General features: G+C 60.6%; 12 protein-coding genes. All 12 read left to right on the plus strand.

Translation table 11 applies throughout. From position 1 onward, the window contains the following. The first annotated feature begins 17 nt into the window (after positions 1–17). Positions 18–1,268: a type II and III secretion system protein family protein gene (locus tag I9H09_RS20935; RefSeq protein ID WP_024670337.1), complete on the plus strand. Its 1,251-nt coding sequence runs from the start codon at positions 18–20 to the stop codon at positions 1,266–1,268. Further along, on the plus strand, positions 1,265–2,455 hold the full coding sequence (locus I9H09_RS20940; protein WP_122347490.1) for a CpaE/TadZ family protein: 1,191 nt from the start codon (positions 1,265–1,267) through the stop codon (positions 2,453–2,455). The genes I9H09_RS20935 and I9H09_RS20940 overlap by 4 nt, the downstream gene beginning before the upstream one ends. After that, positions 2,455–3,711 carry a TadA family conjugal transfer-associated ATPase gene (locus I9H09_RS20945; protein ID WP_005888680.1) on the plus strand — a complete coding sequence of 419 codons (1,257 nt, stop codon included), beginning with the start codon at positions 2,455–2,457 and terminating at the stop codon, positions 3,709–3,711. Before I9H09_RS20940 ends, I9H09_RS20945 begins: the two co-directional genes overlap by 1 nt. Before the next feature lie 19 nt (positions 3,712–3,730). Further along, positions 3,731–4,615, plus strand: coding sequence for a type II secretion system F family protein (locus tag I9H09_RS20950; protein WP_053931571.1), 885 nt, complete (start codon positions 3,731–3,733; stop codon positions 4,613–4,615). Continuing rightward, complete coding sequence (locus tag I9H09_RS20955) at positions 4,616–5,503, plus strand: type II secretion system F family protein (protein ID WP_122311342.1); 888 nt, start codon at positions 4,616–4,618, stop codon at positions 5,501–5,503. A gap of 30 nt (positions 5,504–5,533) precedes the next feature. Then, positions 5,534–6,274, plus strand: coding sequence for a tetratricopeptide repeat protein (locus I9H09_RS20960; RefSeq protein WP_122347491.1), 741 nt, complete (start codon positions 5,534–5,536; stop codon positions 6,272–6,274). Further along, a complete protein-coding gene (locus I9H09_RS20965) occupies positions 6,271–6,540 on the plus strand; it encodes a DUF3613 domain-containing protein (protein WP_005888667.1) in 270 nt (89 codons plus the stop codon). The genes I9H09_RS20960 and I9H09_RS20965 overlap by 4 nt, the downstream gene beginning before the upstream one ends. A gap of 99 nt (positions 6,541–6,639) precedes the next feature. After that, positions 6,640–8,424: a protein-disulfide reductase DsbD gene (locus tag I9H09_RS20970; protein WP_268935261.1), complete on the plus strand. Its 1,785-nt coding sequence runs from the start codon at positions 6,640–6,642 to the stop codon at positions 8,422–8,424. Between the two features lie 129 nt (positions 8,425–8,553). Continuing rightward, positions 8,554–9,006, plus strand: coding sequence for a type II 3-dehydroquinate dehydratase (gene aroQ / locus I9H09_RS20975; RefSeq protein ID WP_122347493.1), 453 nt, complete (start codon positions 8,554–8,556; stop codon positions 9,004–9,006). Between the two features lie 76 nt (positions 9,007–9,082). Then, positions 9,083–9,544 (plus strand): acetyl-CoA carboxylase biotin carboxyl carrier protein, encoded by a 462-nt coding sequence (gene accB, locus I9H09_RS20980; protein ID WP_024670344.1) that lies wholly within the window; start codon positions 9,083–9,085, stop codon positions 9,542–9,544. Between the two features lie 17 nt (positions 9,545–9,561). Further along, positions 9,562–10,905, plus strand: coding sequence for an acetyl-CoA carboxylase biotin carboxylase subunit (gene accC, locus I9H09_RS20985; protein WP_005888662.1), 1,344 nt, complete (start codon positions 9,562–9,564; stop codon positions 10,903–10,905). A 137-nt stretch (positions 10,906–11,042) separates the two neighbouring features. After that, positions 11,043–11,921: a 50S ribosomal protein L11 methyltransferase gene (gene prmA, locus I9H09_RS20990; protein WP_024670345.1), complete on the plus strand. Its 879-nt coding sequence runs from the start codon at positions 11,043–11,045 to the stop codon at positions 11,919–11,921. Positions 11,922–11,936 lie beyond the last annotated feature (15 nt).

Genomic DNA, 11,936 nt, shown 5'->3' on the forward strand with positions numbered 1-11,936 from the left:
AGCAAGGATTGCATTTAATGAGCTGTTGTTCCGTGCCCGTTATAAAGCCCGGATTTCTGGGTGTGCTGATTATCGCCCTGTCGGCGCCCTCGGCCTGGGCTGCATCAGGCAGCTGCAACGGGCTTGCAGCGATGCCGGCCGCCATTGAAATCGACCAGGGCATTCAACAGAACGTGCAGTCTCCTGTGGCGATCACGCGCATTGCGGTGGGTGATCCGAAAATCGCCGACGTACACGTCAGCAACAGTGACGGCTTTCTGCTGACCGGCGTTGCACAGGGCACGACCAGTCTGATGGTGTGGACCGCCTGTTCCAGCGCTCCTCGTCAGAGCATGGTCTTTGTGCGTGGCAGAGCCTCGGCATCGATGGTCGAAACCCTCGCCGCACCGTCCACGGACGCTAATTTACCCAGCCAGGTGCAGACCGATATCCGCTTCATCGAAGTCAGCCGCACCAAACTCAAGGAAGCCAGCACCTCGATCTTCGGCAAGGGTTCGAACAATTTTCTGTTCGGCGCGCCCGGCACGGTTCCCGGTGTCAACGTCACCCCCGGCACGGTAAGTGGTACGCGGCCGAGCATTCCGTTGAATAACAGCAATTTCAATATCGTCTGGGGAGGCGGCAGCAGCAAGGTGCTGGGCATGCTCAACGCCATGGAAAACAGCGGCTATGCCTACACGCTGGCGCGCCCCAGCCTGGTCGCGCTCAATGGTCAGAGCGCCAGCTTCCTGGCCGGTGGCGAGTTCCCGGTGCCGGTCCCCAATGGCGAGGGCAACGGCATTTCCATCGAGTACAAGGAGTTCGGCGTGCGCCTGACCCTGACACCGACCGTCGTGGGACGCGACCGGATTCTGCTCAAGGTCGCCCCGGAAGTCAGTGAACTGGACTTTTCCGCCGGCATCACCATTTCCGGGACCACCGTACCGGCGCTCAATATCCGCCGTACCGACACCAGTATTGCGCTGGCCGATGGCGAAAGTTTCGTGGTCAGCGGGCTGATCAGCTCCAGCAACAGTGGCTCGGTCGACAAGTTTCCCGGGCTGGGCGATATCCCGATTCTCGGCGCGTTTTTTCGCAGTTCGCAAATCCAGCGCGATGAGCGCGAACTGCTGATGATTGTCACCCCGCATCTTGTGCAGCCGCTGGCTGTCGACGCTCGCCTGCCTTCGCTGCCCGGTGAAAGCCTGCGTAATTACGACCCAAGCTTCCCGCGCCTGTACTTTCTGGAAAACGGCGACTTTGATCGCCGCGACGGGTTGTCCCAATGAGCCAGAGCCTGAGCCAGACGTTTCTGGCGATCACCCGCAATAATACCGATCTGGAGTGGCTGCAAAGCGCACTGGGCTCGCTGGGTCAGGTGGTCAGCGCAGGAACCGGCAGCCTCGACGACCTGCTGGCATTGGTGGACGTCACCTTTGCCAGTGTGGTGTTCGTCGGCCTGGACCGCGAACACCTGATGACTCAGAGCGCGCTTATCGAGAGCGCACTGGAAGCCAAGCCGATGCTCGCAATCGTTGCGCTGGGCGACGGCATGGACAACCAATTGGTGCTCAACGCCATGCGCGCCGGCGCTCGCGACTTCGTGGCCTATGGCTCGCGGTCCAGCGAGGTCGCCGGGCTGGTCCGACGCCTGAGCAAGCGGCTGCCCGCCGTCACACCCAACCCGAACATGAGCGGCCTGTCAGTGCTGTATGGCGCACAAAGTGACGACGATGGGGCCTTGATCGCGACGCACCTGGCGATGGTGGTACACAAGACCGGGCAACGCACGCTGCTGCTGGACCTCGGTTTGCCGCGCGGCGACAGCCTGCAAATGCTGGGTCTCGAGTCGACATTCAGCTTCGGCGACGCCCTGCGCCACTTACGCAGGCTAGATGCCACCCTGATCGACAGTGCGTTCACCACCAGCGAAAGCGGCCTGCGGATTCTGGCCTACAGCGAAGCCGACGATCACCTGGAGCAATCCAGCGCCGCAGAGCTTTATATGCTGCTCAGCGCACTGCGCCAGCATTTTCAGCATGTGGTGGTGAACCTGGTGGGCCAGCCGGACAGCGAGGCGCTGCGCTCGCTGGTCAGCCATTGCGACCAGTTGCTGTGGTACGCCGACCAGAGCGTGCTGGGTTGTCGGCGCAACCTTACGGTGCTCAACAACTGGCGCGAAAAAGGCATGAAAATGCAGCATGCCGGCCTGTTGGTCGATCGCTATCAGCGCTCGGTCGCGCCCAACTCGGAAACCGTAGCCAAAACCTTCGGCCTGCCGGTGCTGGCCGTACTGCCGCTCGCCCCCGAGCTGCGCCTCAACGCCAAGAATCAGGGCGTTACCCTATTCGAACTGGCGTCGCGCGACGCCCTGTGTTCCGGGTTGCGGCGCCTCGGCGAACACTTGGCGCGTCATTCCGACGTCCAGGTACAAATCGGTCAAGGCTGGCTCGCGCGGCTATGGAGGAGCAGATAATGGCGGAAAAACTGTTTGGCGTGTCCTCTCGCTCTTCAGGCCAGGACGATGGCGGACAAGGCCTGAAACTGGTACTGCACCGCTACATCATCGACGGCATCGAAGAAAGCGGCAAAAACCTGCTTGAAGGTTCGCGTCCGGCGCTTGCGCAGTTTGTCATCGACAAGGTTGCCGAGTATGTCGCCCGTCTGCGGCTGGCCATCTCTCGCTATGAAATGGAGCGGCTGGCTGAAGAGCTGGTCGACGAACTGACCGGTTTCGGCCCGCTGGAAGTGCTGCTGCGCGACAGTTCGGTTACGGAAATACTGGTCAACGGGCCGAGTAAGGTGTTCGTCGAACGTGACGGCGTGTTGCACCACACGGACCTGCGCTTCATGGATTCGCATCATGTCGAGCGCGTCATGCAGCGCATCCTCGCGCCCCTCGGGCGGCGGCTGGACGAATCATCGCCGATGGTCGACGCCCGCCTGCCGGATGGCAGCCGGGTCAACGCTATCATCCCGCCTATCGCGCTGGACGGTCCTTGTTTGTCGATCCGGAAGTTTCGCAAGGACATGCTCAAAAGCGCTGATCTGGTGGCCATGCAGACCATCGACCAACCGATCTTCGAATTCTTCCAGGAAGCCGTCGGCAAGCGCTGCAACATTCTGGTCAGCGGCGGCACCGGCACCGGCAAGACCACCATGCTCAACGTGCTGAGCCAGCTGATCGACAGCCATCAGCGGCTGGTAACTATCGAAGACGTGGCCGAACTGCAACTCAGCCACCCGCACGTGGTGCGCCTGGAAACACGCCCGCCGAATGCCGAAGGGCATGGCGAAGTGCGTGCCAGCGACCTGATTCGCAACTCGCTGCGGATGCGCCCGGACCGCATCATCCTCGGCGAAATCCGCGGTGTCGAAGTGCTGGATGTACTGACCGCAATGAACACCGGCCACGACGGTTCGATGAGCACGGTTCACGCCAACAATGCTCAGGATGCCCTGCTGCGTCTGGAAACCCTGGTTGGCCTGACCGGACGATTGATCCCGGAAAAGACCCTCCGGCAAATGGTTTGCGCGGCGCTGGACGTGATCATCCAGTTGACCCGGCTGCCAGATGGTCGACGCTGTGTCAGCGAGGTGGTGGAAGTAGTCGGCGTGCGTGATGACATCTATGTCACCAATACGCTGTTTCGCCTGGATCGCCGGACGGGGGTCAGTTTCATGCGCGAAGCCGCCCACGCCGCCGGTGACAAGCTGCGGCCGGGCTACTGAGCTCGCCAAAGGAGGCCTCGTGACAGCATCGTTGGTATTGGGTGTGATTTCCCTCCTGCTGCTGATCGCCTCTGTCCGTATGTTCTATCTGGCGCTCAATCAGGATGCCAAGGAACGGGTCCGCAGACGCCTGACCGCCGGGCAGATCGAGCCTGTGGTCGAGAAGCCCGGCTGGGCCAGACTAGACCGGGCCTTTATCCGCGCGGGGCTGGGCCTGCCGACCGAACGCATGGGCCTGGCATTGACGCTTTATGCGCTGCTGATTCTGATCGGCTACGCGATGGCCGACGGCATTGGCGCGGGCTGTGCGCTGGTCGGTGTTCCTCTGGGCCTGCGTCTGTTCGTGTCCTGGCGATCGCGCGTACGCGTGCGGCGCATGATCGAGCAACTGCCGCAATTGCTTGACCATAGCGTCCGCAGTCTGAAATCAGGCAGGACCCTCGCTGATGCGGTGCTTTTTGGTATCACAGCGGCAAACCAGCCACTCAAGGAGGGCATGAGCCGCATCGAGCGCAACGTGCAATTGGGGGTCAGCCTGCCGGATGCTGCGAGGGATTTCGCTGAACTGTACGAAAGCGACGAATTTCACCTGTTCGCGCTCGGGCTGCGGGTCAACCATCGGTATGGGGGCAATGCCAGCGAGCTGATGGAGAACCTGATCCGGCTGATTCGCGACCGTGAACAGGCCAGTCGCCAGCTACGCGCCATGACCGGAGAAACGCGCATGACGGCACTGGTGCTGGGCTTGCTTCCAGTAGGAATGGCGGGCTACTTCATGGCCGTGAACCCGGCATATCTGATGCACATGTGGAACGACGGCAGTGGACGAATTCTGCTGAGCATGGCGTTTGCCCTCCAACTACTGGGCTGTCTGATGTTGTGGCGCATGCTGAGGAGCATTTGAATGGAGCTGTTGTTCAGTGCCTTGATGCTCGCCGCTGCAGCCTTTCTTCTGTTGTCCGGCCTGGCCCGGCGACGTCGCAACGAGCGTCTGGTGGCGCAACGCCTGCGAGGCAAAGTGGTGCGTGAGAGCCGTATCGGCAGCCTTTTGCGGCTGCTGGGCGACACGCGCATTGGCCAGCGCAGTATCAGCCTTGACTCGGAAACCCAGTTATTACTCAACCGTATCGGCTGGCGACGCGCGAGAAAACGTTCGCTGTTCGCCGCCTGCCAGATTGGCGTGCCCATCGGTCTGATGTGCGTCGTCGCACTGGGCCAGTTGCTGTTTTTCAAAAATATCGAGCAGCCATTGATAGCGCCGGTTTTTGCGCTGGGCGCCGGGTATCTGCTGCCCAAGCGGGCTCTCGCGGCGGTCGCCAAACGCAGGCAGAAGCAGATAGTGGTTGAGATTTCCACGTTCATTCCCCTGCTGCGCATCCTGTTCGAGTCAGGCATGGCCGTCGAACAGGCATTGCGGGTGCTGAGCAACGAGGGCAAGGACCTGCTGCCGGTGCTGTCCGAAGAAATCCGCGTGGTCCTGGCACGGGTAGATTCCGGGCTGGAGCTTGGAGAGGAGCTGCGCAAAATGGCAGCGCTGCTGGACGTCGATGAACTGAGCGACACCTGCATCATCCTCAATCAACTGATTCATCAGGGCGGCGGCGCCCTGAAATCGCTGCTGACGCTCAAGCAACTGATCGATGATCGACGCCTGACCCGTTTGCAGGAATACATTTCCAAGCTGTCAGCCAAAATGTCGATGGTCATGATGGTGTTTCTGTTCCCCGCCTTGCTGATTGTGCTGGCCGGTCCGGGGTTTATCGCTATCAGCCGCGCATTGGGCGGTATGTAAGCTGCGTCGCCACTACAAGGAGTAAAAGGTTTGAAAGCAGCCATTGCGGTTATCGGCATCCTCGCGCTGAGCGGCTGTGCCAGCGACGGTCGGGCACTGTGGGCACAGGCATCGCCACAACAAGCCAGCGTGTGCCCCAAGCTCACCTCCGATCAGGAATTCGCCCTGAATCTGGCGCAGAACATGGCCGACGAAGGGCGCCTGCACGCCAGCCTGGCCAACCTGGAAGGGTTGCCGGACAGCCTCGGCGAGGTGCGTCTGCGCAAGGCTCGCGTATTAAGGCTGCTGGGCAGCAATGAAGCAGAGCCGCTGTATCGCAGCCTGCTGGGTACTTGCCGGGCCGCGCAAGCTGAACATGGATTGGGGCAACTGGCGGCAGCCCGAGGCGACAACGTGTCGGCTCAGCAGCACTTGCTCAAAGCCAGCAAACTGCAGCCAACCGACGAAAAGATCCGCAATGATCTGGGTGTGGTGTACCTCAATCAGTTGCAACTGGAGCAGGCGCGCTTTCAGTTCCTGACCGCGATGGAGCTTAAACAGTCCGACCCGCTGGCAGCGGTCAACCTCGCCACCCTTCTGATCTACCAGAACAACTGGACCCAAGCCGCCGAGCTGGCATCCAGATCAGGGCTGACACCCGCGCAGATCACCGATGCACAGGCCCGCGCCGAAAAACTGAAAAAGAACCTGCGCCCACCGCTGGCCTCAGCCGGCCCAGACCCAGCGCTGCCTGAGCAGCATGTTCGCCAGCCAACAGGAGTACAACCATGAGAAGCCTGATTGTCAGCATTGCCATGCTGCTGAGCGCAAGCAACACGCTGGCCAACGACGACGCGCGCCCACTTACCGAGCAAAAACAGACTGAAACCTGGCTGCAACTGCAGGCCAGCGGCAAGGCTGCATCACCTAAACCGCAGGCTGCCACGGCGGCGGAGCGCGACCTGAGCCTGCAACGCTGGCTTGACACGTATAAAAACAAAATCCCGGAATTCTACGAACAGGACGCTGGTGGCAGTTTTTCCTCGGGCAGCAAATAGCCTGTCCGTTTACCCCCGACACTGCACCTTACAACCTGCGCTCGGCAGGTTGCTGGGCACTCCGTTATCATGCGCATACTTTCGAGACTCGAGACTGCCATGCGTCGCTTGTTATGCCTGATGTTATTGATCCTGGCCCCGCCTGTTTCCGCAGCGGGTCTGCTGGACAGTCGCCCGTCGTCAACGCTGGGCGGTGGCTCGCTGGACAACAGCAAGGACTTCCTGCCTGTGCGTCAGGCCTTTCAGCTGAGCCTGATCGAAACCACACCGGAATCGATCAAGCTGAGGCTGGTCGCCACCGACGGCTACTACCTGTATCGCCATCGCTTCCAGTTCCGCACCGAACCGGCCGACATTGGTCTGGGCGAAGCACAACTGCCCAAAGGTGAACAGAAGCACGATGAATACTTTGGCGATGTCGAGGTCTACCACGGCATTCTCGACATCGATCTGCCACGCAAACCCGGCGAACAGCGTCCCTTCACACTGGCGGTGACGTATCAGGGCTGCGCCGACAAGGGCCTGTGTTACCCGCCGGAAACCGAACGCCTGAGTATCGGTGATGTGGCTGCAAGCCCGGCCGGGGCAGTCTCCAGCCCCGCTCCAGCCAACACCTGGAGCTGGAAAGAACTCGCGCTGTTTTTCCTCGCAGGCGTAGGCCTGACCTTTACCCCTTGCGTACTGCCGATGCTGCCGATTCTGTCAGGCGTGGTGCTGCGCGGCCAGGTCGGCGGGTTGCGCGGCCTCAGCCTGTCGCTGGCCTACGTGTTGCCAATGGCAGCCTGTTTTGCACTGCTTGGCGCGCTGATGGGCGTATTCGGCGCAAGCCTGAATCTGCAGGCGCGTCTGCAATCGGCTTGGGTGCTGGTGCCGTTTGCAGCGTTTTTCGTGATTTTTGCCGTGGCAATGTTCGGGGCTTTCGAGCTGCGCCTGCCACAGTCGATCAGCTCACGCCTGGACCGCATCGCCGGCAAGACTGAAGGCGGTTCATTATGGGGCGCAGCCGTACTGGGCGTGGTCTCCAGCCTGCTGGTTTCGCCATGCGTATCGGCCCCGCTGGCCGGCGCTCTGCTGTACATCAGCGCCAGCGGCGATGCCATTGGTGGCGGGCTGAAACTGTTTGCACTGGGGCTCGGGATGGGTGCGCCACTGCTGTTGATCGCGACGGGTGGAGCCACATGGCTGCCGAAAAGCGGCCCTTGGCTGGTGACGGTGAAGAATGCGATCGGCGTGCTGCTGCTCGGTCTGGCGATCGGCCTGCTGAGTCGCGTGCTGCCGGGGCAAATCACCCTGCTGCTGGTTGGTCTGCTGTCGGCAGGCGTTGCCCTGTTTCTCGGCGCACTGGAGCGCACTGAAAAGACCACGCAGCAAAAACTGGCTCAATTGCTCGGTCTGGCGCTACTGGTCTACGCGCTCGCCTGCTGGTATGGCGCGCTTTCCGGGCAGACTGACCCCATGCGCCCATTGGGCCGCGAGTACGCCACCACAAACAACAGCGCAGTTGCCTCGACCTCATCTCAGTGGCAGACGGTAACCACTTCAGCCGAACTGGACCGCGTCATGCAGGAAGCGCAAAGCGCAGGCAAGCCGCTGCTGCTCGACTGGTACGCCGACTGGTGCATCAGTTGCAAGGTCATCGAACACGAAGTTCTGCCGGATCCTGACGTCGTCGCCAAGTTGGCGGGGTACAGCCTGATACGTTTCGACATGACCGACAGCACCTCAGAGCAGCGCGCACTGCTCGACCGCTACAAATTGTTCGGCCCGCCGGCCTTGCTGTTTTTCGCTAAAAACGGCGAAGAACTCTCCTCCGTTCGGATCGTCGGCGAAATCGACGCTGCAGGGCTGATAGGGCGCCTCAACAGCGCAAATGACCAAAACTAAAAGGCCAGTCACAAACTTTGCGCGAATATCGCTCATCGTGCTGGCTACTGTTGTTAACTGGACAGTCCATTGCCCTTCCGGCATAGTCGCCGGGCGTAAACAGCTCGCAGACAATAAAAGGAACACGCGATGGCGACTATCCTGGTCCTTCACGGGCCCAACCTGAACCTGCTGGGCACTCGGGAACCCGGGGTCTATGGCACCGTCACCCTGTCCCAGATCAACCAGGACCTGGAGCAGCGCGCTCGCGATGCCGGTCACCATCTGATGTACCTGCAAAGCAATGCCGAATACGAACTGATCGACCGCATTCACGCCGCCCGCGACGAAGGTGTGGACTTCATTTTGATCAATCCGGCCGCTTTTACGCACACAAGCGTTGCAATACGTGACGCGCTGATGGGAGTGAGCATCCCATTCATCGAAGTGCATTTATCAAACGTGCACAAACGCGAACCTTTCCGCCATCACTCCTACTTTTCAGACGTCGCTGTAGGAGTGATCTGCGGCCTTGGCGCCAGCGGATACCGCTTGGCTCTGGAAGCCGCCCTGGAACAATTGGCCGTTAGCGCCAGGCCATGACGAGTACAGCCTCAGGCTGTGCCGCATGACTTGAACCGGTCGCCAAAAGCCCTAACAGAACCTTGGGAGTTGATTAATGGATATTCGCAAAGTCAAGAAACTGATCGAATTGCTGGAAGAGTCCGGCATCGACGAATTAGAAATTCGTGAAGGCGAAGAATCCGTGCGGATCAGCCGCCACAGCAAGACTCCGGCGCAGCCTTACTACGCACCTGCCCCGGTTGCCGCGCCAGTCGCTGCACCAGCACCTGCTGCCGCCGCAGCGCCGGCTGCTGCAGAAGCCCCATCGGCTCCGAAACTGAACGGTTTTGTGGTCAAGTCGCCTATGGTCGGTACCTTCTACCTGACCCCGGCGCCTACTTCGCCTGCCTATGTCAAAGTCGGCCAGACCGTGAAGAAAGGCGACACCATCTGCATCGTCGAAGCGATGAAAATGATGAACCACATCACCGCAGAAGCCAGCGGCGTAATCGAATCCATCCTGGTAGAAAACGGTCAGCCGGTTGAGTTCGACCAGCCGCTGTTCACAATCGTTTGACCCGGGGAGAGCCTGCGATGTTGGAAAAAGTTCTGATCGCCAACCGCGGCGAAATTGCCTTGCGCATCTTGCGTGCCTGTAAAGAACTGGGCATCAAGACCGTCGCTGTACACTCAACGGCAGATCGCGAGTTGATGCACCTGGGCCTGGCGGACGAAACAGTCTGCATCGGCCCGGCACCGGCCAATCTGTCCTACCTGAACATTCCGGCGATTATCTCGGCCGCTGAAGTTACCGGCGCCACGGCGATCCACCCTGGCTACGGTTTCCTTGCAGAAAACGCCGATTTCGCCGAACAGGTCGAAAAATCTGGTTTTGCCTTCATCGGCCCCAAAGCAGAAACCATCCGCCTGATGGGCGACAAGGTTTCTGCCAAGGACGCCATGAAGCTGGCCAACGTACCGACCGTTCCGGGTTCCGACGGCCCGCTGCCGGAAGACGAAGAAATCGCTCTGCGCATCGGTCGCGAAGTAGGCTACCCGGTGATCATCAAGGCCGCCGGTGGCGGTGGTGGTCGCGGCATGCGTGTGGTTCATCGCGAGGAAGACCTGATCGAAGCCGCTGCCCAGACCCGCGCCGAAGCGGCTGCCTGGTTCAGCAACCCGATGGTCTACCTGGAAAAATACCTGACCAACCCGCGCCACGTGGAAGTCCAGGTCATTTCCGACGGCCAGGGCCAGGCGATTCATCTGGGCGACCGCGACTGCTCGCTGCAGCGCCGTCACCAGAAGGTTCTGGAAGAAGCACCGGCACCGTTCATCGATGAACAGGCACGTGCGGACGTACTCGCCGCCTGCGTCAAGGCATGTGTCGATATCGGCTACCGTGGCGCTGGCACTTTCGAGTTCCTCTACGAGAACGGCCGCTTCTACTTCATCGAAATGAACACCCGCGTTCAGGTGGAGCATCCGGTTTCGGAAATGGTCACCGGCATCGACATCGTCAAGGAGATGCTCAGCATCGCCGCCGGCAACAAACTGTCGTATACCCAGGATGACGTCGTCATCAAGGGCCATGCGCTGGAATGCCGGATCAACGCCGAAGACCCGAAAACCTTCGTGCCGAGCCCTGGTCTGGTCAAGCATTTCCATGCCCCAGGCGGCAATGGCGTACGGGTCGACTCGCACCTGTACAGCGGTTACAAAGTGCCATCCAACTACGACTCGTTGATCGGCAAAGTGATCACCTGGGGCGCGACCCGCGAAGAAGCCATGGCACGCATGCGCAACGCCCTGGACGAAATCGTGGTTGACGGGATCAAGACCAATATCCCGTTGCACCGTGATCTGACTCGCGATGAAGGCTTCTGCGAAGGCGGCGTCAACATCCACTACCTGGAGCACAAACTGGCCAATCAATAAGCCAGTGTGTTTCAAAACGACAAAGCCGCAGAGATGCGGCTTTGTTGTTTGCAGCGCATAGCAGTAAACTTGCCCGCTTCCTGCGGCCATATCGGCCCTGTCAGCCGCACTCATATTCAGATCGAAGGTAATCCGCCATGCCTTGGCTGCAAGTCCGCCTCGCCATCAGCCCAGAACAAGCCGAAACCTACGAAGATGCGCTTCTTGAAGTCGGCGCCGTGTCCGTGACCTTCATGGACGCCGAAGACCAGCCGATTTTCGAGCCGGAACTCAACACCACGCCGCTGTGGACGCACACTCACCTGCTCGCCCTGTTCGAGGCCGACACCAACGCGCAACTGGCGCTGGCGCACCTGAGCCTGCTGACCGGGGAAGAATTGCCTGAACACAGCGCCGAAGTCATCGAAGATCAGGACTGGGAACGCAGCTGGATGGATAATTTCCAGCCCATGTGTTTCGGCCAGCGCCTGTGGATCGTGCCAAGCTGGCACGCTGCGCCACAACCGGATGCCGTGAACCTGCTGCTCGACCCGGGCCTGGCATTCGGCACCGGCACGCACCCAACCACTGCCCTCTGCCTCGAATGGCTGGACGGCCAGGACCTCCAGGGCTGCCACGTACTGGATTTCGGCTGCGGCTCGGGCATTCTGGCCATCGCTGCGCTGCTGCTGGGCGCCGAGCAGGCCGTCGGCACCGACATTGATGTTCAGGCGCTGGAAGCCTCTCGCGACAATGCCGGACGTAACAACATCGCTGCCGAGCGTTTCCCGCTGTACCTGCCCGAAGACCTGCCGCCTCAGCAGGCTGATGTGCTGGTCGCCAACATTCTGGCTGGCCCGCTGGTTTCTCTCGCACCACAACTGGCAACGCTGATCAGGACCGGTGGTCGCCTGGCTTTGTCAGGCATCCTCGCCGAACAAGGTGAAGAAGTCGCTGCGGCCTATGCTGACAGCTTTGATCTGGACCCGATCGCAAACCGAGATGGCTGGGTACGCATCACGGGACGCCGCCGTTAACCGCCGCTTCAACCG

Origin of the sequence: Pseudomonas tremae, assembly GCF_023278125.1 — a bacterium.
Lineage (GTDB): Bacteria > Pseudomonadota > Gammaproteobacteria > Pseudomonadales > Pseudomonadaceae > Aquipseudomonas > Aquipseudomonas tremae.

Excerpts from the sequence above, each read along its gene's own strand:
- I9H09_RS20935 (WP_024670337.1), top strand. The coding sequence starts at position 18 with ATGAGCTGTTGTTCCGTGCCCGTTATAAAGCCCGGATTTCTGGGTGTG.
- I9H09_RS20940 (WP_122347490.1), top strand. The coding sequence starts at position 1,265 with ATGAGCCAGAGCCTGAGCCAGACGTTTCTGGCGATCACCCGCAATAAT.
- I9H09_RS20945 (WP_005888680.1), top strand. The coding sequence starts at position 2,455 with ATGGCGGAAAAACTGTTTGGCGTGTCCTCTCGCTCTTCAGGCCAGGAC.
- I9H09_RS20955 (WP_122311342.1), top strand. The coding sequence starts at position 4,616 with ATGGAGCTGTTGTTCAGTGCCTTGATGCTCGCCGCTGCAGCCTTTCTT.
- I9H09_RS20965 (WP_005888667.1), top strand. The coding sequence starts at position 6,271 with ATGAGAAGCCTGATTGTCAGCATTGCCATGCTGCTGAGCGCAAGCAAC.
- I9H09_RS20970 (WP_268935261.1), top strand. The coding sequence starts at position 6,640 with ATGCGTCGCTTGTTATGCCTGATGTTATTGATCCTGGCCCCGCCTGTT.
- aroQ (WP_122347493.1), top strand. The coding sequence starts at position 8,554 with ATGGCGACTATCCTGGTCCTTCACGGGCCCAACCTGAACCTGCTGGGC.
- accB (WP_024670344.1), top strand. The coding sequence starts at position 9,083 with ATGGATATTCGCAAAGTCAAGAAACTGATCGAATTGCTGGAAGAGTCC.
- accC (WP_005888662.1), top strand. The coding sequence starts at position 9,562 with ATGTTGGAAAAAGTTCTGATCGCCAACCGCGGCGAAATTGCCTTGCGC.
- prmA (WP_024670345.1), top strand. The coding sequence starts at position 11,043 with ATGCCTTGGCTGCAAGTCCGCCTCGCCATCAGCCCAGAACAAGCCGAA.